Below are 23,193 nucleotides of genomic sequence, written 5' to 3'. Positions count from 1 at the left end.
TAGACGGGTACTTTCGATGGCACTGCTCCGCAACGGACTGCTGGCAACCTTGCTGCTGCCTGCCTGCTGCGCCTTCGCGGCAGACGCGCCGGACGTGCCAGCGCCCGCTTCGCCTGCGGCTGACGTACCGGGTGCCGCGCCGGCCGAGGCCAGCAACAATTTCAGCTTCGCCCGCTACCGCGCCGATTACGTGGTGAGCGCCGACGCCAGCAACACGCAGACCGAGCACTACGACATCCTGCTGAAGACGCGCAGCGCGGTCGATCAGTTCAGCCAGGTGCGGTTGAGCTACAGCGAAAAGATGGAAAGCCTGGAGGTGCTGGAGGCTTACACCTTGACCGCGGACGGGCAGCGGCGCGATGTGCCGGCTGACCGCATCTATACCCAGGAAAGCTACTCCAGTGCGTCGGCCGCGATGTACGCCGACCGCAAGGTGCGGGTGATCGTGTTCCCCAACCTGGCACCCGGCTCACGCGTGGTCTACGCCACCCGCCGCACGCAGCAGAAGCCGTATTTCCCCGGTTACTTCGGGCTGTGGGAAACCTTCAGCGTCTTCAACCAGTACGACGACGCGCGGGTCACCCTGAGCGTTCCGGCCGGCCTGGCGATGAAGGTGCGCAGCGACGGGGTGCGGGGCAGCGACCGGCCGACGGTGCGCGCCGGGCTCGCGCGCTGGGAGTGGAGCTACGCGCGCAGCGACTCACTGCCGGCACAGAACTGGACGGCATCGCCATGGGAGTTCAGTCCCACCATCATGGCCAGCACGTACGCGGACTGGCCGCAGATGGCGCGGGCTTACCAGCTGAAAGCGGGCAGTGCAGCGACGGTGACCCCGGCCCTGCAGGCGCTGGCCGACGAGCTGACGACCGGCATCGATGACCGCCGCGTGCAGGTGGATGCGCTGTACCGCTGGGTGGCGCAGAACATCCGCTACGTTGCCGTCTACCTCGGCAACGGGGGGCTGGAGCCCAACAGTGCGCAGAGCGTGTTGGACAATCACTACGGTGACTGCAAGGACCACGTGGTGATCCTGGAAGCGCTGTTGGCCGCGAAGGGCATCGACAGCACGGCGGTGCTGATCGGCGCGTCCGGCGGCCCGACCCTGCCGGCGGTGCCTACCTTGGGGCGTTTCAATCACGCCATCACCTATGTGCCCTCGCTCGATCTCTATCTCGATTCCACCAGTGCGTGGGCCCGCTCCGGGCAGCTGCCCGATGGCGACCTCGGTGCGCCCGTGCTGTTGACCCGCCCGGCCACGCTTGCGCGTACGCCGGCCAACGACGACGTGCGCAACGGCATGGCGTTCGAGGCGGATTTCGTGTTCGACCGAGCCGGGAACCTGCGTGGCCAGACCCGGCTGCAACCCGGCGACAGTGCGGAAATCGGCATGCGTGCCTCGTTCGTGCGCTTGAACGCACAGAACCGCGCGCGCGCTGAGGCTACGATGATGGCTGCCTCTGGCTTCGACGGGCAGGGCCGTCTTCAGTTGCAGGGTGACCCACAGGACCTGCAGCAGCGGTTCAACTACGTCTTCGATTTCAGCGCCAGCGACTACGTGGATTTCAATCTGGTCGGCGGCATGACCTTGCCCGACCCGCCGGGGGCCGAATCCTTCCGTGACGCCTACACCGCGACGTCGGCGCCGGACAACGCCACGCCGTTCCAGTGCGACGCCAGCCTGCGCGAAGAGACCTACCGCGTGCGGCTGCCGGACGGCGTGCCCCTCATCGCACTGCCTGCCGCGCAGGACTTCAGCAACGCCGCCGGACGCTATTCGGTGCAGTGGCAGCGCGATGGCCAGCAGGTGGTGGCCCGCCACCGGCTGCAGCAGCATGCCGTCCGTGGCGACGAGGCGCTGTGCCAGCCCGCAGACTACGCCGCGTTCCGCGAACTGTTCCAGCAGGTACGTCGCGGCTTCCGCGGGCAGATCGTCTACGGTCGGGTGCCGGCCGCGGGCTGACCACGACATCATGGATCGCCCATTCAGCATATGCCGGGCACACTCCACTCCATCCTTCCACGTTCTCCTGGAACTCGACATGCACGCCAAGATCCGACGCTCCCTTGCCACCTCCGTGCTTGCCGCTGCGTGCCTGGTCTCGACCAGTGCCTGGGCGGGTGCGCGCGATGAGCTGAAAACCTTCACCACCGGCCTGAAGGGTCTGGATGGGCAGTTCAGCCAGCAGGTATTCGACACGCGTGGCAAGGTGAAGGAAACCACCAGTGGCCGCGTCGCATTGTCCGCGCCGCGCCTGTTCCGCTGGGAGTACCAGCGCCCGCACGTGCAGCAGATCGTGGCCGATGGCAGCAAGGTGTGGATGTATGAGCCCGATCTGGAGCAGGCCACCGTGCGCGCGCAGGGCAAGGAAGAACAGAACAGCCCGCTGACCGCGCTGATCAATCCGGCCCTGCTGGAGCAGCAATACGATGTCAGCGAAGAAGCGGCGCCGCGCGATGGGCTGCAGTGGCTGTCGTTGACGCCGAAGCGTGAGACCGAGGCCAGCTTCCAGTTCGCCGCCCTGGGCTTCAACGCACAGGGGCTGGCGCGGATGGAAATCACCGACGCCGTCGGCCAACGCACGCAGATCAGCTTCAGCGGTTGGAAGCGCAACCCGACGTTCGCCCGCGGCACGTTCACCTTTACGCCGCCCGCTGGCACCGACGTCATCGGCGAATGATGGCGCCCGCGCGCCGGGCCCTGCTCGGCGCGTGCAGGGTCGTGGCCTTACAATAGGCGTGTGGCCAGACAACGTACCTCTTCATTTCCCGGCCCTGATCTACTGAGCGTGGATCGGGATCACCTGCGCCCGCTCGCCGAGCGGATGCGCCCACGCACGCTGGATGAAATGGTCGGGCAGAAGCGCCTGCTGGCGCCGGACAGCGCGTTGCGTCGTGCGGTCGAGTCCGGACGCGTGCACTCGATGATCCTGTGGGGCCCGCCGGGCTGCGGCAAGACCACCTTGGCCTTGTTGCTGGCGCAGTATTCCGACGCGGAGTTCCGTGCCATCTCGGCGGTGCTGTCCGGCCTGCCCGAGGTGCGCCAGGTACTGGCCGAAGCGGCGCAGCGGTTCGCCGAAGGGCGCCGCACCGTTCTGTTCGTCGACGAAGTGCATCGCTTCAACAAGACCCAGCAGGACGCCTTCCTGCCGCACATCGAGCGCGGCACGATCCTGTTCGTGGGCGCGACCACGGAAAATCCGTCGTTCGAACTGAACTCGGCGTTGTTGTCGCGGTGTCGCGTACACGTGCTGGAAGGCGTGTCGCCGCAGGACATCGTGGAGACACTGCAACGTGCGCTGGCCGACAGCGAGCGTGGCCTGGGCACCGAGGGCATCCAAGTAGATGACGCGCTGCTGCTGCAGATCGCCACGGCGGCTGACGGTGATGTGCGGCGTGCGCTTACCTTGTTGGAAATCGCTGCCGAACTGGCCGTGGACGAGGGCGGCCGGATCACCCCGCAGACCCTCGTGCAGGTGCTGGCCGACCGCACCCGGCGCTTCGACAAGGGTGGCGAACAGTTCTACGACCAGATCTCGGCATTGCATAAATCGGTGCGCTCATCCAATCCGGACGCGGCGCTGTATTGGCTGACGCGGATGCTGGATGGCGGGTGCGATCCTGCGTATCTGGCGCGTCGCCTGACCCGCATGGCGATCGAAGACATCGGCCTGGCCGACCCGCGTGCGCAGTCGATGGCGCTGGAAGCGTGGGATATCTACGAGCGTCTGGGCAGCCCGGAGGGCGAGCTCGCCTTTGCGCAGCTGGTGCTGTATCTGGCCAGCACCGCCAAATCCAACGCCGGCTATGCCGCCTTCAACCAGGTGCGCGCCGACGTGCGTGCATCGGGCACGCTGGAGGTGCCCCTGCACCTGCGCAATGCGCCGACCAAGCTGATGAAGGACCTGGGCTATGGCGCGACGTACCAGTACGACCACGATGTGGAGGGCGGCATCGCGCTGGACCAGACGGGTTTCCCGGATGCGATGGGCGAGCGCGTCTATTACCAGCCGGTCGCGCGCGGGCTGGAGATCAAGCTGAAGGAAAAGCTGGACCGGCTGCGCGCGCAGCGCGAGCAGGCGCGGGCGGGCAAGCAGGACGTGGGGCAGGGCGACAGCTGATGGGCAGTGGCCTGTGGTGGCAGCAACTGGGGCTGGTGATGGCCGGTGGCGCACTGGGGTCGGCGCTGCGGTTCCTGATCGGTGATGCCCTGCTGCGCAGTGTGGGGCAGGGCTTTCCGTGGGGCACATTGACGGCGAACTTCATCGGCGCGTTCGTTGCCGGTTACCTGTTGGTGTGGCTGCAGCAGCGTGGGGGCAACGTGGTGTTGTTGCGCGCATTCCTGGTGATCGGGCTGCTGGGTGGCTTGACCACGTTTTCGTCGCTGATGCTGGAAACCCTGGTGTTCGCGCGAAATGATCGGGCTGCGTTGGTGCCGCTGTACCTGGGCGTCAGCGTGGTCGGCGGCATGTTCCTGGTGTGGCTGGGTGCACGCCTGGCGGAGTCCGCCCGGGCGCTGTGAGGGCGCCGGTAGTGACGGCCGCTGGCCGTCAGCATGCCGCCCTGGTAGCGCCGAGCCGTGCTCGGCGGAGAAACAAAGGCGCCGCGCTGCGCGCTCGCCGAGCGTGGCTCGGCGCTACCGGGTGCAGGCCGTTTCACCGGTAGTTACGGCCGCTGGCCGTCAGACGTGCTCGGGCGTTGCGTAAGCGAAAGCGAGAACCATTCGCATTTGATAGACTGGCGTACGAGGCGTTCGATGCCTTGTCGGACACCGGCCGGTGCCGGTGCACCTGTTGCGAGCCTTGTCCCCATGTTCCACCGCACGTCCTTCCTCAAACGCGCTGCGCTGCTCACCGCGTGCTGCCTGTCCGGTCTCGTTGCCGCAATGTGCGTGCAGGCGCAGCAGCGCAATCCCGATCAGATGATGGGCCGGACCGTGCTCGATGCTCCCTCCTCCAGCTACCGCTTCGAACGCTTCGTGGTCCACAGTCCGGACGGGGAGCGCCACTGGCGTGTCAATCTCGCGATCCCGTTGAAGGCCAGTGCGACTCCCGCTCCGGTGCTCTATGCCCTGGATGGCAATGCCGTTGCGATGGTGCTCGACCCGCCGCTGCTGACCGAGCTCGCCGCCAGCAAGGCGCCGCCGGTTCTGGTGCTGGTCGGCTATGACAACGAGCGCCGCATCGATTCGCTGCAGCGCACCCGCGACTACACCGCCTGGATCGATCGCGCCGACGATGAAAACGGCACGGCGCAGGTCGTCGGTGGCGGCGCGTTCGCGTTCCAGGAAGTCATCGAACGCCAGATCAAACCCGAGGTCGCGCGGCGCGCCAACGTGGATGCGCAGCAGCAAGCCCTGTGGGGACATTCGCTGGGCGGGCTGTTCGTGCTCAGCAGCCTGTACACCCGGCCCGCGGCGTTCCAGCAGTACATCGCGGCCAGTCCGTCGTTGTGGTGGAGCCAAGGTGCACCGCTGGGCGACATGGAAACGCAGTTCAGCGAAAACCGCGCCGGTCAGTCCGCCCAGCTGTGGGTGATGCTGGGTGGGGATGAGCGCACCGGCAACCGCGGGGTGCGCGACATGGGCAACCCGCGCGTGGTCGCGCACCTGCGCCGTATCGGTGGCGCACCGCCGGATGCCGCGCATGCACTGGCCGGTCGGCTTGCCACGCAACCGGGTCTGGAAGTGCGCTATCGCGAGTTTCCGGGCCTGGGCCACGGGCCGATGTTGCCGGCCTCGTTCAAGGCCGCACTGTCCGCGCTGTACGGCATCGCTGATCACAGCGGGGATGCCGCACGACCCTGATTTCCGGCCTGCGGCGACCCCGTCGCCGGCCACCCTACCCAGGCATCCTGCGCATGGCAGGCGAACCGCCCAGGCAATGACACCCTGCGCCCAGACGGCGCACCCCTGCAAGGAGCCTGTCATGACCCTCCGTACTCCGCTTCGCACCAGCATCCTCGCCGCTGGCGTCCTGTTCGCCATCGCCGTATCGGCACAGCCCGTGTTCGATGCACCGGCCAATGGCTTCAAGGGCAAGCTCACCGCACGCAGTGAAAACCCCGTAGCGGGTGGCAAGGCAGAGATCATCGGCAGCGATTTCGTCCCAGGCCAGCGGGTGGATCTGCTGCGTGGCGACACGGTGCTGACCCCGGTGCCGTTGACGGTGGATGGCAACGGCCAGTTCAAGACCGAGCTGCCCATTCCAGCCGACGCCGTGCCGGGCCAGCACCCCCTGGTCGCGCGCGCAACGGGTCCGGCGGCCGCGGCGGTCGCCACGCTGCGGGTGTCACCGCAGCTGGCACTGAGCGGGCAGGATCGTTTCAGCTCGGTGTCCAACAAGTTGGTGCAGGGCCTGTACCAGAGCGCGTACAGCGCGGCCAGCAACGCGATCTTCGTGACCTCGGCCGTGGGCCGCCCGCCGGTGACCCAGTCGCAGTTGTTGAAGGTGGATCCGGCTTCACTGAAGGTACTCAACACCATCACCCCGGCGAAGGTGCCCGGCGGCAAAGGGGACAGTGTCTACGCGGTGTACGGCGTCGGCGTGGATGATGCCAACGGCACCGTGTGGGTGACCAACACGCGGCAGGATACGGTCGCCGTGTATCGGCAGGCCGATCTGTCGCTGGTCCGCCAGCTCGATGTCGGCGCGGTGCCGCACGCGCGCGATGTTGTGGTCGATAGTGTGCACGGCAAGGTCTTCGCGTCGGCAACCGGCGAGGACCATCTGTCGGTCTTCGATGCCAGAACGCTCGCGCCGCTGCCCCCCATCACGCTGGCCTCCGGCGAAGACGAGGGCAAGTTCGTGCCGATGAGCCTGGTGCTCGACGAACAAGCCGGCAAGTTGTTCACCGTCAGCATCGGTACCGCCGAAGCAGCGGTGATCGACGTGGCCAGCGGCAAGGTCGACAAGGTGATCGCACTGGGCAATGCGGCCAGTGCGTCCGGCGTGGCCTACGATGCGAAGACAGGGCGCCTGTTCGTCGCTTCGCAGGGCAGTGACAACCTGCTGATCGTCGACGTGGCGGCAGGCAAGGTGCTGCACGATGTCGCCGCGGGTGCCGGCGCCCTCAACGTCGCCTTCGATCCGGTGTCCGCGCTGGCCTACGTCAGCAATCGCGGTGCGGGCACGGTGACGGTGGTGGATGTCGATGGAAAGGTGGTCGGCAATCTCGATGGCGGCACCTTCCCCAACCACGTGCGTGCCGACGGGAAGGGCAATGTCTTCGCCGTGAACAAATCCAAGGGCGCCGACGATCCGAACGGTGACCGGATCACCCGTATCGCGCTGCGCCAACCGTAACCTGCACCCGTATCGACGGGGCGGCCATGTGTCGCCCCCTCCAGGAGCCCCTGCATGAACCATCCGATCACCCGAACCGCTTCTACGCTGGCCATGGCGATGGTACTCGCCCTCGCCGTGAGTGGCTGCAGCGGAAGTGGCGAGCCGGCGAAGGCCGACGTCGCCGCACAGGCTGCTGCAACGCCTTCCGCCGCGCCGGAAAAGCAGGCGGACCCTTCCGCCGTGCTGCCGCCCGGCTGGCAACGGATCGGTGGCGAGCGCGTGCCGTCGGTGGCGGCGGGCGAGGCGACGTTGCCGGCCCGGGTCCGGTCCGACGATGGCGTGGAGGTGGAGGTCGACGATGCCAGCCGCATCATCGCGGGCGGCGATGACATCATCGCGGTGATCGAGGCATTGGGGCAGGGCGCGCAGATCTTCGCCGCACCGACCAACGCGACAACCGATGCGGGCCGGTCTGCGCCCCATCGCTTCCTGTTCAATCGCACTACGGGCGTGGAAGGCGTGCTCAGCCTCGGCGGGTCACTGTTCCTGGGCAACAGCCTGCGCCGTCATGGCGATCTGGCGGACAAGCTGCGTGCGGTGGGACAGGATGCGGTGATCATCGACGATCTGCAGCCGGCGCCTGACAAGGTGCGCAAGGTGGCCGCCGCGGTGGGGCGCGCCGAGGCCGGTGCAGTGCTGGCGCGTGCGGTGGAAGAACAGCTGAAAGAAGCCGCCGCGATCGCCGCGGCCAGCACGCGTCGGCCCCGGGTCATCCACGTATCGGCCACGGGAGCTGGCGGCAATCCGACCGTGGCCGGTGCAGACAGTGCCTCCGGCACGCTCATCGCGTTGGCGGGCGGTCTGAACATCGGGACCGAAGCGGGTGTGGCCAATTTTTCCGCGCTGAGTAACGAAGGTGTCCTGGCGTCTGCGCCGGAGGTGATTCTGGTCACTGCGCATGACCTGCAGTTGTTCGGCGGTGCCGACGGTCTGTGGAAGGCCTATCCCACGCTCAAGCAGACGCCGGCCGGGCAGGCTGGACGCGTGTGGGTGATGCCGGACCTGCAGTTGAAGTACACCAGCGTGGGCTCGGGGGCGGGCGCGCTGGCGCTGGCGCGGGCACTGGCGGCGCTTCCCCCGGCATGACCGTGATGTCGTTCCAGCTGCCGCCGGACCGGCGACGCCGACGTGGCCAGCTGATGCTTGTGGTGGTGTTCATCGCCCTGCTGGCGGCGGTGCTGGCGTCCTTCGCTGTCGGGCCGTTGCGCCTGCCGCCGATGGAGGTCCTGCAAGCGCTGGGGGTGAAGCTGGGTCTGGTGGATGCCGCGCAGGTAAGCGCGCGCGATGTGGCCGTGGTGTGGCAGTTGCGGATTCCGCGCGTGCTGCTGGGTGCCATCGTGGGGGCGTCGCTGGCGATGGCCGGTGCCAGCCTGCAGGGCTTGTTCGGCAATCCGCTGGCCGATCCGGGGATCGTCGGTGTCAGCCAGGGCGCGGCCCTGGGCGCGGTCGCGGCCATCGTGCTCGGCGCGGCCACCGTGGGCGGATGGGTGATCCCACTGGCTGCGTTCACGGGGGGCGCGGTGGCGATCAGCATCACGTACCTGCTTGCCCGGCCCGGCCGGGGTGATGGCAATGCGACCCTGCTGTTGGTCGGTATCGCGATGGCAGCGTTCTGCTCGGCGCTGATCGGCTTCTTCACGTATATCGCCAGCGAGGCGCAACTGCAGTCGCTGGTGTTCTGGCAGCTGGGTTCGCTGGCCAGCGCGGACTGGGCCGATGTAGCAGCGGTGGTGCCGCTGTTCGCCATCGGGGTGGTGTGCCTGCTGCGGCTTGCCACGCCGCTGGACATGCTGGCGCTGGGTGAGCGACAGGCGCAGCATCTGGGTCTGGATGTGGCGCGGACGCGTCGCCGGTTGGTGGCATTCAGCGCGCTGCTGGTCGGTGCCGCCGTCGCGTTCGCCGGCTCGGTCGGCTTCGTCGGCCTGATCGTTCCGCACGTGGCGCGGCTGCTGGTGGGGCCGGGACACCGCTGGATGCTGCCGCTGTCCGGCGTGCTGGGTGCGCTGCTGATCGTGGTGGCCGACACCATCGCGCGTACGCTGGATCCGCCATCTGAAATTCCACTTGGCCTGTTTTCCGCTGCATTGGGGGCGCCGTTTTTCCTGTGGCTGGTGATGCAGCGGCGCAGCAAGGGAGGCGTATGAGCGTGCTGTTGACCCTTCGCAACGTGGGCGTCGTGCGCCAGCAGCGGGCCATCCTCGCGGCTGTCGACCTGGGGTTCATGGCCGGCACCGTCACGGCGTTGGTCGGGCCGAACGGGGCAGGGAAGTCCACCCTGCTCGGCGTGGCATGCGGCGACCTGCAGGCCGATTCGGGCGAGGTATTGCTGCATGGCAAGCCGCTGCAGGCGATACAGGCCGGCGCGCTGGCGCGCGAGCGTGCGGTGATGCCACAGGAGCATGCCGTGCGTTTTGCCTTCAGCGTGGAAGAGGTCGTGGCGATGGGGCGCCTGCCGCATCCGCCCGAGCCTGCTCACGATGCACGCCAGGTAGAGGCTGCCCTGGATGCAGCCGAACTGCAGCCGCTCCGCCAGCGCGAGGTGCAGCAGCTGTCCGGCGGGGAGTCCGCACGCGCGACGTTCGCGCGCGTGCTGGCTCAGGCCACGCCGGTGCTGTTCCTCGATGAGCCGACGGCCGCGCTCGACCTTCGCCATCAGGAGCGCACGCTGCGAACCGTCCGCGGCCTGGCCGATGCCGGGGCGTGCGTGATCGTGGTGTTGCATGACCTCAATCTGGCCGCAGGCTATGCCGATCGCATCGTGCTGCTGGAGCAGGGGCGCGTGGCGGCGGATGGGCCGCCTGCCGATGTGCTGACCGAATCCACGTTGCGCCGCGTGTACCAGCAGGACGTGCTGGTGCTGCAGCACCCGCGGCGCCCGGTGCCGCTGGTCGTGGTGGTGTAGCCAGGTCGATCGAATGCCCTGTAATCCGTTGCAGTGTTCTGCTGGTGCATTCAATCAGCGCTTGTTTCCAGCGCGAACAAGCGCACACTAGCGCCTTCCTTACATTTCATTCGCTGGCACGTCCAATGAACGCTGTTCCGCTGCTGACGTTTCACCTGCTGCTCCGCGCCTGCGCGGAACGGGGGCGTCTGCCCGGTGGACTGCAAGGCCGCTGACCGCATACCGGTCGCCCTTGGACCCCCAGCAGAGCGCCCAACCGGGCGCTTTTTTTGTTTTCAACCGCCGCACCCACGAAGGAGAACGTGCCATGCACCAGATCGCCGAGACCGAACGCTAGCCGCGTGTCCTGCCGCCAACCGGGACACGCGGTCCCTTGTGGTTGGCATCAGCAGGAGCTCCACCATGAACACCCACACCCTTTCGCTGCGCCGCAACCTGGGCATCATCGCGCACATCGACGCGGGCAAGACCACGCTCACAGAACGCCTGTTGTGGAAAACCGGGCAGATCCATCGCGTCGGCGAAGTCCACGACGGGGCGGCCACCACCGATTTTTCGGCGATCGAGCGCGAGCGCGGCATCACCATCGGCGCGGCCGCCGTGCAGGCGCACTGGGCGCCGCGCGATCTGCCGGCACATCGCCTGACCTTGATCGACACCCCCGGACACATCGATTTCGCCCTCGAAGTGGAGCGCTCATTGCGCGTGCTCGACGGCGCGGTCGCCGTGTTCTCGGCCGTCGACGGTGTGCAGCCGCAGTCTGAAACCGTATGGCGGCAGGCGCGTCGGCATGGCGTGCCGCTGCTCGCGTTCGTCAACAAGATGGACCGAGTAGGCGCGTCCTTTGATCGCGTGGTGCAGCAGCTCGCCGAGCGCCTGCACGCACGTCCGTTGCCCTTGGGCATCCCCGTCGGCACTGAAGGCGACTTCGCTGGCTGGGTTGATCTGGTGGATCGCCAACTGCTGCGCTGGGACGCTGCAGGAACCTTGCAGCGGCGACCCTGGACCGACGTGGAGGCCGTGGCGTGGCAGGTAGCGCGCGATGCGTTGGTCGAGGCCGTCGCGGAGCTCGATGACGGCGTGGCCGATGCGTGGCTGGAGGGCGCAGCGGTGGACGATGCAGCGCTGCGTGCGGCGCTGCGACGGATCACGGTACGCGGCGCTGGGGTGCCGGTGCTCGCCGGTGCTGCGTTCAAGGGCAAGGGCATCGAGTCGCTGCTGGATGCGGTAGTGGATTACCTGCCTTCACCGTTGGACCGACCGGCGGTGACTGCCCGCCAGGGCGATCTGGTGGTGGACGTGCTACCCGACGCGCAGGCGCCGCTGGCCGCGCTGCTGTTCAAGGTCACGCATCCGCAGCAGGGCGCGCTGGCGTTCGTGCGCGTGTACGCCGGCACGCTTCGGGTGGGCGACCGCGTCGCCAGCTCCCGCGTCGGCTCGCGACGTGTAGGGCGGCTGGTGCGGGTGCAGGCTGACCAGCTGCACGACATCGACCATGCGCAGGCCGGCGATATCGTCGCGGTGATGGGCTGGAAGGACGCCAGCAGCGGCGAGACGTTGTCGGCGGTGGAGCGGCCGCTGGTGCTGGAAGCCATCCAGACACAGCCGGCGGTGCTGGCATGGCGGCTGGAAGCGGTGCTGGCCAGTGACTTGCTGCGCATCAGCCAAGGGCTGGCCAGCTTGGCCCAGGAAGATCCGTCGTTCCGCGTGGAAACCGATCAGGACAGCGGTGAAACGCGGGTATGGGGCATGGGCGAGTTGCACCTGGAGGTGATGATCGAACGCCTGCGCAGCGAGTGGAAGGTGGACGTGCGGGTGGGCCAGCCACGGGTGGCCTATCTGGAAAAGCCGGCCGCCGAGGTGCTGGGCGTGGTGGGCCGCGTGGTCAAGCAGAGTGGGGGGCAGGGCCAGTTTGCCCACGTGGTGCTGGACCTGCGTCCCCGCGACGACGATGCCGTGGTGTTCATCGACCGCGTGGTCGGCGGCGCGATACCGCGCGGCTTCATCCGGGCAGTGGAGCAGGGCGTGCGCATGGCGCTGGAAAGCGGGCCACAGGGTCACCCGGTGGTGGGGGTGGACGTCGTCTTGCTTGACGGCCAGACCCATGCAAAGGACTCGTCCGAGCAGGCGTTCCATCGTGCTGGCGCAGAGGCGGTGAAGTCCGCCCTGTTGCAGGCCGGCACGCAACTGCTGGAGCCGGTGATGGCGCTTGAGGTGCTGGCACCTGCCGCGACGGTCGGCGACGTGGTCGGTGACCTGCAGCGGCGCCACGGCCGGGTGCAGGCGATCGACGAGCAGGACGGTCGATCGCAGGTCAGCGGATTGGCCCCACTGGCCCGGTTGGCGGGCTACAGCAACGCGTTGCGCTCGCTCAGTCAGGGGCGTGCCAGCAGCACGATGCAGCTGCATGGCTACGCGCCTGCAGCATGAGGAAAGGAAACGAGGGGCGGCCACGGCCGCCCCTTCTTTGTGCCCGGCGGGTAACGCGGCACGCATTTGCCCTTGCCGGGGTGCTGCAGAGGTAGCGCCGACCCATGGTCGGCGAGCGCGCAGCGCGGCCTGTGTCCGGCATCGCGGCGCCGGAACGAAAAGCCGCCGAGCACGGCTCGGCGCTACCGGGTAGCTACAGCGCGGTGCTGCATCGGTAGCGCCGACCCATGGTCGGCGAGCGCGCAGCGCGGCCTGTGTCCGACATCGCGGGGCCGGAACGAACAACCGGCTTCTGCTGTTACCAACCCAGACGTGCGGTCGCCATCACCGTGCGGCCGCTGCCGTAATAACACGATGACACCGTGGTGCAGGTAGAAACGTAGCGGCGATCCGCCAGGTTGCTCAGGTTCAACGCCAGCTGCAGATCACTGGTGCCGATGCGGCCCACGTCGTAGCGGATGGCCGCGTCGAACAGGGTGTAACCGGGAATGCGGTACAGGTTCGCGCTGTCACCGTAGCTGCGCCCGTTGTAGCGTGTGCCTGCGGCAAGGCTGAGGCCATCCAGCGCGCCGCCACGGAACGTGTAGTCCGCCCAGAACGAGGCGGTGTAGTCCGGCACCATGATCAGCTGTTTGCCTTGGTACTGGTCGGAGCGGGTCATCTCCGAATCCATCCACGTAGCGGCGCCGATCAGGCTGAAGCCTTCGAAGGGTGTCACGCGTCCCTCCAGCTCCACGCCACGCACTCGCCCCTCACCGTCTTGGATCGAACAGCGCGCATTGGCGGTGGCGCCACAGGTGTTGTGGCTCGGGTCCGGATCCTGGGTGAGCAGGTTCTGCTGGCGCAGGTCGAACGCAGACAGCGTGACCAGGCCATCGATCGCAGCGGGCTGGTACTTGATGCCCGCCTCCCACTGTTTGCCCGTCACCGGATCGAATGCAGTCCCGGCGAAGTTGTTCAGCGGGCTGGTGGAGGAGGGCTGGAACGATTCGGCATAGCTGACATACGGCGTCAGACCGTTGTCGAACACGTACAGCAGGCCCGCGCGGCCGGTGAATGCCTCATTCTTGATCACGCTGCGCGGTTGCGTGACCGTTGCGCCGGTGACCGGATTGCGTGTCGCGCTCGATGCGTCGTCCTTGGTCCAGTCGTAGCGCCCTCCCAGCGTCAACCGCCAGTTGCCCAGCGCAAGCTGGTCCTGCAGGTAGATACCACTCTGCCGATTGCTGCCCTCGGTGGGACTGAGTGAAGTGACCTGCGGCACGTAGCCGGTGTAGACCGGGTTGAAGATGTCGATCGGGCGCGGACTGCTCATCGCGCCGCGTACGCCCTCCCAGTCCGCACGCTGCCAGTCCCAGCCCAGCAGCGCGACATGGTCGACGTTGCCCGTCGTGAAGCGCGCCTGCAGGCGCGTATCGAAGGTGTCCCCATCGGAATCGCCGGTGCCGTAGGTCGCGCGTCGTGCCTGCGTGCGGCCGTCGGCGTTGAGTGCGCCGTTGGTTACTACGCCGCGATAAAGGGACTCCACGTGCGTGCGGCGCGCGCTCTGGCTGAAGGTCAGCTGGTCATTGAAGGCGTGCTCGAACATCCAGCCTGCCGTCCACAGGGTGCGGTTGAAGGTGTTCCAGTCCGGTTCGCCGATGAAGGTCGTGTTCTTCATGTGCCCCTGCGACGTGGCGCGCAGCGTGCCATCCATCGGCAGGAACTGATAGGTCGATCCGCCGTCGTCCTTCTGGTACATGCCCAGCAGGGTGATGCGCGTGCGCTCGGCCATCTGCCAGGTGTAGCTCGGCGCCAGGAACCAATGCTGCTGCTCGGTGTACTTGATCTGCGTGTCGCCGTCGCGATACAGGCCGACCAGGCGCACCAGGTGCGCATCATCGTCGGTGCCGGTGCCCACATCGAACGCTGCACTGTACTGACCGTGCGCATCCAGCCCCAGTCGCAGTTGCTGACGTTGGTCCGGCTGCGGCGTCTTGCTGACCTGGTTGACCATGCCGCCGGGTGCGACCTGGCCGTACATCACCGCAGACGGTCCCTTCAGCACTTCCACGCGCTCCAGGTTCCAGCTGTCGAACATGCTGCGGTTCCACTGGCTGCCCTGCGGTGCACGCATCCCGTCCAGGGTCACGTTGTTCGCCCAGCTACCCGCATCGAAGCCACGGATGCGGAAATCGTCGACGCGGTTGTCGATGCCCGAGCTCTCAAGGCTGACGCCGGCCACGTAGCGCATGGCATCGTTGAGCGACTGCACCCCGCGCGCGTCCAGCTCGGCGCGTTCGATCACCGACACGGACTGCGGTGTTTCGGCAACCGACGTGCTGGTTTTCGTGGCACTGCTGACACTGTTCGCTGCGCGGTACGCGTTGACACGGACTGCATCCAGCTCGGTAGCGCTGCCGTGCTGCGCGTGGACAGCGGGTGCGAAGGCGGCGAGCGCGCAGGCGAGGGCGAGCGGGTGGCATGAAAGAGAGAAGAGCGGGGCGCGTGCGGTCTGGGTCATGGGCGTGCGTGTGCCGGCCGGCGCAGCACGGATCAGGCAGATCCAGGTGCGCGGGGCCCTGCGGTTGATGAAGGTGACAGCCAGCGTAACGCCACCGAGCCAATGATGCAATCAAGAAGCATTCGCATCAATAGCAGCTAGCGGTGCGCCACGTGTGTGCAGGCGGTTGGAACACAGTGGCGAGACGCCTGAAATCAAGCGGATTCGTGACGAAAAAGCTGGATTAAAGTGATGCCTCACGATAAAGTGCGCGGCCGTTTCATCTGTCCCTCCGCATGCGCGACGATAAAGACCCCGGCACCTTTGAACTGTCCCTGCCGCGCAAGCGGGGCAGGCCGCCGAAATTCGGGTATGCGATGAGCGATGCGCAGCGCGCGGCGCGCTACCGTGCACGTCGGGCGGGCCAGGCCAATCATGCTGACGTGCGCAAGTGCAGCGACATGGTGCTGCTGGACAAGATCCGCTCGTCCATCCGCGGCAAGGATGCCGAGCTCACCGGCTTCCTCGTGCACGTGCTGTGGCAGCGTTATCCGCTGCAACTGAAGTGAGTCATTCGTGACGGGGTGGTGATTGCAACACGGCTTGTTGATAATGCGGGATTGAAGTTCCACCCGCATGCGCGCCCGGGACGGCTGGCGCGACGAGTAGAGATGGCATTCCACGATGACGACCGGCAACGACACCCCGCCCGCAGAAGGCAGCAACATCCTGTTCTACAGCCGCCCGGTGCCGCTGCAGTCCGATATCCACGGTGACCTGCGCATCCTGCCGGGCAAGCTGGATTTTGCGGCGAAAAGCAATGCGATCCCGCTGATCGTCGGCGAGTTCTCGCTGGCGCTGCATCACTTCCCGATCCTGTTCGCTGGCCCCGGCGCGGTGCCGATGGCCGCCACGGGTGTCACGGAAACCAACCTCTTCATCACCGATGGCAAGTGGGAGCCGGACACCTACGTGCCCGCTTACGTGCGCCGTCATCCCTTCATCTTCATTGACACTGATGGCAGCCAGAACTTCGTGCTGGGTGTGGACGAAGACAGTGATCGCCTGGTCAAGGGCGGCACGGAAGGCGAAGCGCTGTTCGTGGACGGAAAGCCGAGCGAACTGTTGCAGCAGGCGATGGAATTCTGCGGCCGTTTCACGGGCGAGCATGACCGCACCCAGGCGTTTTCCAAGGCGCTGATCGAACACGACCTGCTGGCCGTGCGCAATGCGAATGTGCGCCTGCCGAACGGTCGCGAGCTGACCCTGCAGGGCTTCAGTGTGGTGGACGTGGAAAAGCTGCAGGCGCTGCCCGATGCAGTCGTGCTGGAATGGCACCGCAATGGCTGGCTGGGCCTGGTGCACCAGCACCTGATGTCGCTGTCCCGTTTTGCTGACCTGACGCGTTTGCAGGCCCAGCGCGACGCGTGATCGCGGTACGGCACGGGCGTCCCGATTGACGGGACGCCCGGATCGCGCTGCTCCTCGGCTTCCACGGGCTGCGGATACGTGGGTGGGATACATGCGGCGCGGTGCGGCGCGGCGCTGCTCTGCTCTTGGTAGAGCCGACTTCAGTCGGCTGGTGTCCGTAAGCCGACTAAAGTCGGCTCTACCGCGATGCTGCTGATACGCGGGTGCTGGGCACGCGCTGCTCTGCTGTGCTCTTGGGGTAGAGCCGACTTCAGTCGGCTGGTGTCCGTAAGCCGACTGAAGTCGGCTCTACCGCAATGCTGCCCGCAGCCGACTGAAGTCTGCTCTACCGCGATACCGACGATCTCGGCTGCGCTGGGGCGTCCGCGGTGCTGCTGATACGTGGGTGCCGCGCACGCGCGGCGCTGCTCTGCTCTTGGTAGAGCCGACTTCAGTCGGCTGCTGTCCGTAAGCCGACTGAAGTCGGCTCTACCGCTCGGCTCTACCGCTCGGCTTTGCCGCGCTTGCGGGGCGGGCGCTTGGTGGCTGCTGCGTTGGCCGGTGGCAAGCGTTCCAGCCAGGCCAGCGTGTCGGCGTGGGCGATGAAGTGACGGAGGTACTCTGGCGACAGCGCGTGCATCGTGTCCAGCATCCGGTGCACCAGGACGGCCGAATTGAGCGGGCCGCCTTCGGCGGGGGTCTGCTGCAAGGCGATGCGCAGGCGGCTGTCGGCGTGCAGTTGTTGCCAGGCATCGCGCAGCGGCTGCAAGGCAGGGAGGTGCGGATAGTGCGCGGCGGACGCTGACGCTTCGTCCAGCCGCCTGACCAGGCCCGCCAATCCCTGCACGTCCTGCTCAGCGGCCATCGGTGGGCGCCTTCGCGCCGGGTCGCGGCATTGGTGCGATTTCCACCCGGCGATTGCGTGCGCGGCCGGCTTCGTCCGCATTGGAGCTGACCGGCTGCTCGGCGCCGAAGGCCGCGGCGAACACCGCAGATGCGGGCAGGCCTTCGGCGATCAGCGTCCGGGTAACCGTAAGCGAGCGCTGCGCCGACAGCTCCCAGTTGTCGGCGAACTGGCGGTTGTGGGCGTGGACCGGCTGGTCATCGGTGAACCCGCTGACCATCAGGATGTCCTGGCGCTGCGCCAGCCAGCCTTTCAGCGGTCCGGCGAGGCTGCGCAGTACCTCGCGCCCTTCGGGCTGCAGCTGATCGGAGTTCAGTGCGAACAGGACATTCCCGCTGATGCCGATGCGCCCATCCACCAGCGTCACGCGGCCGCCCGCCAAGGGGCCGGCCAGCGCCTGCTCCAGCGTCTGCTCGGCGGCTTCGCGCTGCTTTACCTCTGCGTCCAACCGGCTGGTGAGTTCCAGTTGCATCGCGACCACGCCGACCAGGATCAGGACGAACGCGCCCAGCAGCACCGACATCAGGTCGCCGAACGCCGCCCAGATGGGGGTGCTGCTTTCGTCTTCCAGTTCGTCATGCAGGCTCATGCCGAACCTGCTGCGCCACGTGCATCGCCCAGCTGGCGAAGTTCCTCGGTGATCTGCTTCTGCGACAACAGGCTGAGGTCAACGACTTCACGTGCCTGCGCCACGTAGTAAGCCAGTTGCTCATCGCTGCGCGCCAGCGAGGCATCCAGCGCACCGGCGAGCTGCTGCAGGTGGGCGGACAGTGATGTGCTGCTGTCGGCAAACGTGGTCACCGCGCCTTCCAGCCCGCTGGCCAGCGCGCGGGTGCCGGTGGCGGCATCGTTTACGCCGGTGATCACGGCTTGCAGGGTCTGTGCTTGTGCGTCGACCTGTTCGGCGAAGTGCTCGCCGGTGCGTTGCATCAGTCCCTGTGCGTTGGTGATCAGGTCATCGACGGCGCCGCGCTGGGCCAGCGAGGCAGACTGGATCGACTCCATCAACGTACCCAGCGTGCCCAGCAACTGCGCGCGCTCTTCCAGCAGGGCGGTGTCGCGCACCAAGCTGTCGGACAGGCGCTGGCGCAGCTCGGCAACCACGTCGGCGGCGGCACGCGGCGCCTCGCTTGCCGTTTCCAGCAGGCGCGCAATCTCCGTGATGGTCGCGCTGGATTGTGCGCGCGCTTCTTCGCTGATCCCGCGCGCGGCCGCTTCAAGGGTGGCGATGATCTGCTGTTGCTGCTGGCGCGCCTGTTCGCTGCTGTGTTCCCACCGCAGGGCAGTCTGTTCGGTGATCGTGGCGAAGGCCTCCGACCACTGTGCCAGCCGGGCGGCGTCGCCTTCGCCAGCGCGCTCGATCAGTGCTTCCTGGCGCTGCTGCAGGTCGGCCAGCGTGTCGCGGACCAGGTGCTGCTGGGCAAGCAGGGACGCCTGTGCGGATTGGCTCGCGTGTTCTGTCACGGCCGCGAGCGCGTGTTGCTGGCGCTCTGCCAGCGCCGACCATTCGCTGCCCAGCCGTTGCTGCTGCTCGCGCTGGCGCGCATCGATCTGCTGCAGCAGCTCCTCGTTGCGCTGCTGCTGCCGCTCGATCACTTCGTCATGCGACCCACGCAGCGCATCAAGCAGCGCCCGGCTGGACTGCTGCTGGCCCTGCAGCGCGCTGTCCACGCGACGATCCGCCTCGGTGGATACGCGGTCGATGGCGGCCTGCACGCCGTCCAGTTGCTGCTGTACGGCGGAGGTCACGCTTGTCTGTGTGCGCGTGGCGGTATCTTCCAGGCTGCCCAGCGTTTCCTGCAGCAGGGGCTGCAGGGCACTGCCGATGGCTTCACTGCCGCGGGTCACGGCACGCTCGAGCGACATACTCAGCGCGTCGGCCAGTTGCACCTGCGCCTCGGTGTTGCGGGTCAGGAACGCCTCCTGGCGCGCGGCAAGCTGATCGTGGCTGGCCGCGCTTGCCTGCTGCATGCCGTCCACGACGGACTGGATCTGCTGGGTCAGCTGCTCCTGTGCCTGTTCGTGGCGGATAAGGAACGCGTCCTGCCGCGCATCCAACTGCGCGTGACTGGCTTGGTTCGCCTGCTGCACGCTCTCAACCAGTGCGTGCATCTGCTTCACCAGAGTGGGCAGCAGGTCGGATTGGCCCTGCAGCAGGCGCAGGCTTTCATTGCGCTGCCATGCCTGTCCGTGGGCCTGCAGGTCGCTGCCGATGCGCAGGTCCAGCGCCTGCACGGCTACGTGGCGTTCGCGGCGCAGCAGCGCCGACAGCAGGCCGAGCATGGCCGATGCCGCGACGCCGGCAATCGAGGTGCCGAACGCCACCGCAAGTCCTTCGACCGGCGAGGCCAGCGAGCCGCGGATGGCCGCAAGGTCGGTCGCGCTCTGCAGTGCCACACCGGTGCCGCGCAGGGTCGCCATCATGCCGAGCAGCGTGCCGAGCATGCCCAGCAGCACCAGCAGGCCGACCAGGTAGGGCGTCAGCGCCGGGCCGGGCAGGGCGGCGCGGCTTCCTTCGATACGCAGGCGGGCACCGGTGCGAAGCCCCTCCGGCAAGCGCAGCAGCCAGCTGCCGAGGTCATCGCGGGCACTGCCTGCGTCGGCCACGGCGGTGGCAAGCGCTCGGGTGGCACGATGGAACTGCAGCAGCTCCATCCCGCCCACGCAGTAGCAGCCTGCAATGAGGAAGGCGACTGCCGCGCCCACGGCGTGGTGGCCGATATAGCCGACGCCGATCCACAGGGTGGCGCTCAGGCCGAGGACGAAGATGATCAGGTGCAAGGCGTTACGCAGCATGGGGTCCTGCTCGGTGCGGATGAAGGGCCGCAAGCAGCCCCTCGATCGGGTGGAAGCGGAGGTCGAGCTCGGCCAGCAGCAGTTCGCGCACATCGTCGCGTAGTGCCGCCGGCCAGGGCGCGGAAGGAGAGGAAGCCGTGCCGGGTGCCGTGTCGTCAACGGTTTCCGGATCGGCGGGTGCCAGGGTGGCCTTGGCATGGGCGGCCAGGCGCGCACCGAGCGCGTCCAGCAAGCGGAACTCGCGCGGCGCCAGTGCCTGTTCCATCACCGCATCGATCTCGGCCAGGCGCGCGCACTGGGCGTCCCCTTGGGCCAGCAGGTCGCGCAGTCGGCCGCGCAGGCGGCCCGTGCTCGTGAGCTGCCCGCGCTGCAGGGTGGCGTGCCGGCGTTGCAGTTCCGCCGCGTCGAGTGAATCGTCGAGCGCTTCAACCAGCGCGTGGACCGCATCGCGGTGGGCGCTGTGCGCCCGCGCGCACTCCTCCTCGACGGCTTCACGCGTCAGCGTCGCGGCGACGTCGGGAGCCGGCGGCAGTGCGCCGTCCAGCGCGCGCGCCAAAGCGACCGCGCGGTTCCAGTCGACCCAGTTGCCCAGCGCGGCGGGCAGGGCGGGGCTGTCGGAGGAGAGCAGCGGGTGGCCCAAACGGGCCAGGGTGCGGATCAGGGGAGGCCCTGCGACGGGCGGCCGGTGTGACGGTTTCGCCATGTTCGGAAGGGCCAAAAGACGCGATTTTACACGCTTGCGTTCCTTGTCGCCTGACCGGCGCGGCGGGGCGCTGATAGCGGCAGCAGCGGGTGGCGTTCAAAAACTATACCGGACGTCCGGTATAGTTTGATCATTCCTCGTTTCGTGTCGCCCTCATGACCCTCCTTTCTCCTGCCCGTCGTTGGAGTCTGCTGTTCACCGTGGCGGCCGGCCTGTTGCTGGTCACCTTGGACAACTCCGTGCTCTATACGGCGCTGCCCACGCTGGCCAGCGAACTGGATGCCAGCGACAGCCAGCAACTCTGGATCATCAACGCCTATCCGCTGGTGATGGCCGGCCTGTTGCTCGGTGCCGGCACGCTGGGTGACCGTATCGGACATCGCCGCATGTTCCTGGCCGGGCTGGTCGCCTTCGGCGTGGCCTCGCTGGGGGCGGCGTTCTCGCAGACCGCCGGCCAGCTGATCGGTGCGCGCGCCGCGTTGGCGGTGGGGGCTGCGGCGATGATGCCGGCGACGCTTGCGTTGATCGGCCTCACCTTCCACGAAGAGCGCGAGCGCAACATCGCCATCGCGATCTGGGGCTCGGTCGCGATCATCGGCGCAGCCCTTGGGCCGATCATCGGCGGTCTGCTGCTGCAGCACTTCTGGTGGGGTTCGGTGTTTCTCATCAACGTGCCGGTGGTGGTGCTGGCGATCATCGCCACCCTGGTGCTCGCGCCAAAGGGCGTGCCCGATGCCAGTCGCACGTGGGACGTCGCCTCGTCGTTGCTCGCGCTGGTCGCGCTGTCCGGGCTCGTGCTGGCCATCAAGTCCTGGATCGCGGTGCCGCCCGCCTGGGTCACCGGCGCGATCGCGCTGCTGGTGGCGGTGATCGCAGGTGCTGCCTTCGTGCGCCGTCAACAGACCTTGCCGTATCCGTTGCTCGATTTTGCGATCTTCCGTAACCGCGCCTTCCTGTCGGGCACGCTGGCGGCCGTGTTTACGCTGTTCGCGTTGGCCGGCCTGCAGTTGGTGACCACGCAGCGCTTCCAGCTCATCGCTGGATTCAGTCCCCTGCAGGCGGGCCTGTTGGTATCGGTCGCGGCATTGGGCAGCCTGCCCAGCGCCCTGCTGGGCGGCAGCATTCTGCATCGGGTGGGCCTGCGACCGTTGATCAGCGGCGGCCTCGCCTGTGGTGCCGTGGGCGTGGCGGTGATCGTATTCGGGTTCCCGCACGGACTGGGCTGGGTGATCGGCGGGATGGCGCTCACCGGGATCGGAATGGGCGCCACGATTTCGGTTGCCTCCACCGCCATCATCAGCAATGCGCCGTCTCACCGCGCCGGCATGGCGTCCTCGGTGGAAGAGGTGGCGTACGAGTTCGGCGGCCTGCTTGCCGTGGCGATACTCGGCAGCCTGGGTGCCGCACTGTATGCGGCGTTCCTGCCGGTGGATGCGGCGTTGCCGGCTGCGGCGCGCGATGGCATCAGCCACGCCCTGCAGGCGGCAGGCAACACCGCACCGGGGTGGCTGGACAATGTGCGCGTGGCCTACGACCGCGGCTACCAGATGGTGCTGAGCGTGATCGCACTGGTGCTGGCGGCGGGCGCGATCCTCACCGGCGTGCTGCTGCGCCACGCGCCGACGGTAGCCGAAGCGCGCAGCCATCCCGTACATTGAGCCGATGAGAGCCAGCAACAAAACCCGCATCCTCGACGCCGCTGTCCGCGTGATCAACCGCGAGGGCGTGCGCGCGGTGACCTTCGAATCGGTATCCAGCGAGGCGGGGCTTACCCGCGGTGGACTGTTGTATCACTTCCCCTCGCGCGAGGCATTGCTGCGCGGCATCGATGCGCATCTGGTGCAGGCCTGGGAAGCTTCCATGGAGGCGCTCGCAGGCAAGCCCACAGCGCAGACCACTGCCGTGGAGCGCTACGAGGCCTACATGCGGGTGTCGGCACAGAGCGCTACCCGGGCCGAGCTGTTGTTCATGCTGGAATCGATGGATCCGGAGACCGGCAGCGCGCCGTGGAACGAGGCCATGCTGCGATGGGCGCCGTCGCCGCCCGCAGCGGGCACTGACGCGCCTTCGGCATGGGATCCCTTCATCGCACGCCTCGCTGCCGATGGCCTGTGGATCTACGAGGCCATGTACAACGGCACCCTGGATGCAGCCGAGCGCGCGATCATCGTGGCGAGGCTGGCGCAACTGCTGAAATCGGAACCGGCGAGCTGACCCGGCGCG

The 23,193-nt window shown here is 67.5% G+C and carries 19 protein-coding genes; 14 read left to right on the top strand and 5 right to left on the bottom strand.

Annotated features, from left to right (window positions below; all coding sequences use genetic code 11):
- The first annotated feature begins 16 nt into the window (after window positions 1–16).
- The 10 genes from IFT58_RS00655 to fusA all read left to right on the top strand — a co-directional run bounded on the left by IFT58_RS00655 (window position 17) and on the right by fusA (window position 12,675).
- A complete protein-coding gene (locus IFT58_RS00655; RefSeq protein WP_192093656.1) occupies window positions 17–1,960 on the top strand; it encodes a DUF3857 domain-containing protein in 1,944 nt (647 codons plus the stop codon).
- A 79-nt stretch (window positions 1,961–2,039) separates the two neighbouring features.
- Window positions 2,040–2,678, top strand: a complete 639-nt coding sequence (gene lolA, locus IFT58_RS00650; protein ID WP_192079384.1) for an outer membrane lipoprotein chaperone LolA — start codon at window positions 2,040–2,042, stop codon at window positions 2,676–2,678.
- Between the two features lie 144 nt (window positions 2,679–2,822).
- Complete coding sequence (locus IFT58_RS00645) at window positions 2,823–4,118, top strand: replication-associated recombination protein A (protein WP_249405008.1); 1,296 nt, start codon at window positions 2,823–2,825, stop codon at window positions 4,116–4,118.
- Window positions 4,118–4,519 (top strand): fluoride efflux transporter CrcB, encoded by a 402-nt coding sequence (gene crcB, locus IFT58_RS00640; RefSeq protein ID WP_192093655.1) that lies wholly within the window; start codon window positions 4,118–4,120, stop codon window positions 4,517–4,519. The genes IFT58_RS00645 and crcB overlap by 1 nt, the downstream gene beginning before the upstream one ends.
- Window positions 4,520–4,807: 288 nt before the next feature.
- Complete coding sequence (locus tag IFT58_RS00635) at window positions 4,808–5,803, top strand: alpha/beta hydrolase-fold protein (protein WP_192093654.1); 996 nt, start codon at window positions 4,808–4,810, stop codon at window positions 5,801–5,803.
- Window positions 5,804–5,924: 121 nt separating this feature from the next.
- Window positions 5,925–7,301: an ATP-binding protein gene (locus tag IFT58_RS00630; protein WP_192093653.1), complete on the top strand. Its 1,377-nt coding sequence runs from the start codon at window positions 5,925–5,927 to the stop codon at window positions 7,299–7,301.
- Window positions 7,302–7,355: 54 nt separating this feature from the next.
- Window positions 7,356–8,429: an ABC transporter substrate-binding protein gene (locus IFT58_RS00625; RefSeq protein ID WP_192093652.1), complete on the top strand. Its 1,074-nt coding sequence runs from the start codon at window positions 7,356–7,358 to the stop codon at window positions 8,427–8,429.
- Between the two features lie 53 nt (window positions 8,430–8,482).
- Window positions 8,483–9,487 carry an iron ABC transporter permease gene (locus IFT58_RS00620; RefSeq protein WP_192093905.1) on the top strand — a complete coding sequence of 335 codons (1,005 nt, stop codon included), beginning with the start codon at window positions 8,483–8,485 and terminating at the stop codon, window positions 9,485–9,487.
- On the top strand, window positions 9,484–10,245 hold the full coding sequence (locus IFT58_RS00615; protein ID WP_192093651.1) for a heme ABC transporter ATP-binding protein: 762 nt from the start codon (window positions 9,484–9,486) through the stop codon (window positions 10,243–10,245). Before IFT58_RS00620 ends, IFT58_RS00615 begins: the two co-directional genes overlap by 4 nt.
- 402 nt (window positions 10,246–10,647) lie before the next feature.
- On the top strand, window positions 10,648–12,675 hold the full coding sequence (gene fusA / locus IFT58_RS00610) for an elongation factor G (protein WP_192093650.1): 2,028 nt from the start codon (window positions 10,648–10,650) through the stop codon (window positions 12,673–12,675).
- A gap of 298 nt (window positions 12,676–12,973) precedes the next feature.
- On the opposite strand, the gene IFT58_RS00605 is transcribed toward fusA, so the two are convergent.
- On the bottom strand, window positions 12,974–15,178 hold the full coding sequence (locus tag IFT58_RS00605; protein ID WP_192093649.1) for a TonB-dependent siderophore receptor: 2,205 nt from the start codon (window positions 15,176–15,178) through the stop codon (window positions 12,974–12,976).
- 275 nt (window positions 15,179–15,453) lie between these two features.
- Between IFT58_RS00605 and IFT58_RS00600 the strand changes: the two genes are divergently transcribed.
- Window positions 15,454–15,726, top strand: a complete 273-nt coding sequence (locus IFT58_RS00600; protein WP_188324062.1) for a hypothetical protein — start codon at window positions 15,454–15,456, stop codon at window positions 15,724–15,726.
- 115 nt (window positions 15,727–15,841) lie between these two features.
- Window positions 15,842–16,588, top strand: coding sequence for a SapC family protein (locus IFT58_RS00595; RefSeq protein WP_188324061.1), 747 nt, complete (start codon window positions 15,842–15,844; stop codon window positions 16,586–16,588).
- Between the two features lie 481 nt (window positions 16,589–17,069).
- On the opposite strand, the gene IFT58_RS00590 is transcribed toward IFT58_RS00595, so the two are convergent.
- Genes IFT58_RS00590 through IFT58_RS00575 form a run of 4 tightly spaced genes read right to left on the bottom strand, consistent with a single transcriptional unit; the run spans window position 17,070 to window position 20,970 of the window.
- Complete coding sequence (locus IFT58_RS00590) at window positions 17,070–17,432, bottom strand: DUF2894 domain-containing protein (RefSeq protein WP_192093648.1); 363 nt, start codon at window positions 17,430–17,432, stop codon at window positions 17,070–17,072.
- Window positions 17,422–18,054: an OmpA family protein gene (locus IFT58_RS00585; RefSeq protein ID WP_192093904.1), complete on the bottom strand. Its 633-nt coding sequence runs from the start codon at window positions 18,052–18,054 to the stop codon at window positions 17,422–17,424. Before IFT58_RS00585 ends, IFT58_RS00590 begins: the two co-directional genes overlap by 11 nt.
- 2 nt (window positions 18,055–18,056) lie before the next feature.
- Window positions 18,057–20,267, bottom strand: a complete 2,211-nt coding sequence (locus IFT58_RS00580) for a hypothetical protein (protein ID WP_192093647.1) — start codon at window positions 20,265–20,267, stop codon at window positions 18,057–18,059.
- Entirely contained in the window at window positions 20,257–20,970 is a 714-nt protein-coding gene (locus IFT58_RS00575) for a DUF3348 family protein (RefSeq protein WP_192093646.1), read from the bottom strand. Before IFT58_RS00575 ends, IFT58_RS00580 begins: the two co-directional genes overlap by 11 nt.
- Window positions 20,971–21,125: 155 nt before the next feature.
- On the opposite strand from IFT58_RS00575, the gene IFT58_RS00570 reads away from it, so the two are divergent.
- Both IFT58_RS00570 and IFT58_RS00565 read left to right on the top strand, forming a co-directional pair.
- The gene (locus tag IFT58_RS00570) at window positions 21,126–22,628 is read left to right on the top strand and encodes an MFS transporter (protein ID WP_192093645.1); all 1,503 of its coding nucleotides are present in this window, start codon (window positions 21,126–21,128) and stop codon (window positions 22,626–22,628) included.
- A gap of 4 nt (window positions 22,629–22,632) precedes the next feature.
- Window positions 22,633–23,184: a TetR/AcrR family transcriptional regulator gene (locus IFT58_RS00565; RefSeq protein ID WP_192079411.1), complete on the top strand. Its 552-nt coding sequence runs from the start codon at window positions 22,633–22,635 to the stop codon at window positions 23,182–23,184.
- Window positions 23,185–23,193 lie beyond the last annotated feature (9 nt).

Origin of the sequence: Stenotrophomonas sp. CFBP 13718, assembly GCF_014842145.1 — a bacterium.
Lineage (GTDB): Bacteria > Pseudomonadota > Gammaproteobacteria > Xanthomonadales > Xanthomonadaceae > Stenotrophomonas.
The sequence above is the reverse complement of the archived record's forward strand: the minus strand, read 5'-3'. Positions and strand labels throughout refer to the sequence as shown.

Bases quoted from the DNA above. Each gene is read 5' to 3' on its own strand.
- IFT58_RS00655 (WP_192093656.1), top strand. From the start codon at position 17: ATGGCACTGCTCCGCAACGGACTGCTGGCAACCTTGCTGCTGCCTGCC.
- lolA (WP_192079384.1), top strand. From the start codon at position 2,040: ATGCACGCCAAGATCCGACGCTCCCTTGCCACCTCCGTGCTTGCCGCT.
- IFT58_RS00645 (WP_249405008.1), top strand. From the start codon at position 2,823: ATGCGCCCACGCACGCTGGATGAAATGGTCGGGCAGAAGCGCCTGCTG.
- crcB (WP_192093655.1), top strand. From the start codon at position 4,118: ATGGGCAGTGGCCTGTGGTGGCAGCAACTGGGGCTGGTGATGGCCGGT.
- IFT58_RS00635 (WP_192093654.1), top strand. From the start codon at position 4,808: ATGTTCCACCGCACGTCCTTCCTCAAACGCGCTGCGCTGCTCACCGCG.
- IFT58_RS00630 (WP_192093653.1), top strand. From the start codon at position 5,925: ATGACCCTCCGTACTCCGCTTCGCACCAGCATCCTCGCCGCTGGCGTC.
- IFT58_RS00625 (WP_192093652.1), top strand. From the start codon at position 7,356: ATGAACCATCCGATCACCCGAACCGCTTCTACGCTGGCCATGGCGATG.
- IFT58_RS00620 (WP_192093905.1), top strand. From the start codon at position 8,483: ATGCTTGTGGTGGTGTTCATCGCCCTGCTGGCGGCGGTGCTGGCGTCC.
- IFT58_RS00615 (WP_192093651.1), top strand. From the start codon at position 9,484: ATGAGCGTGCTGTTGACCCTTCGCAACGTGGGCGTCGTGCGCCAGCAG.
- fusA (WP_192093650.1), top strand. From the start codon at position 10,648: ATGAACACCCACACCCTTTCGCTGCGCCGCAACCTGGGCATCATCGCG.
- IFT58_RS00605 (WP_192093649.1), bottom strand. From the start codon at position 15,178: ATGACCCAGACCGCACGCGCCCCGCTCTTCTCTCTTTCATGCCACCCG.
- IFT58_RS00600 (WP_188324062.1), top strand. From the start codon at position 15,454: ATGCGCGACGATAAAGACCCCGGCACCTTTGAACTGTCCCTGCCGCGC.
- IFT58_RS00595 (WP_188324061.1), top strand. From the start codon at position 15,842: ATGACGACCGGCAACGACACCCCGCCCGCAGAAGGCAGCAACATCCTG.
- IFT58_RS00590 (WP_192093648.1), bottom strand. From the start codon at position 17,432: ATGGCCGCTGAGCAGGACGTGCAGGGATTGGCGGGCCTGGTCAGGCGG.
- IFT58_RS00580 (WP_192093647.1), bottom strand. From the start codon at position 20,267: ATGCTGCGTAACGCCTTGCACCTGATCATCTTCGTCCTCGGCCTGAGC.
- IFT58_RS00575 (WP_192093646.1), bottom strand. From the start codon at position 20,970: ATGGCGAAACCGTCACACCGGCCGCCCGTCGCAGGGCCTCCCCTGATC.
- IFT58_RS00570 (WP_192093645.1), top strand. From the start codon at position 21,126: ATGACCCTCCTTTCTCCTGCCCGTCGTTGGAGTCTGCTGTTCACCGTG.
- IFT58_RS00565 (WP_192079411.1), top strand. From the start codon at position 22,633: ATGAGAGCCAGCAACAAAACCCGCATCCTCGACGCCGCTGTCCGCGTG.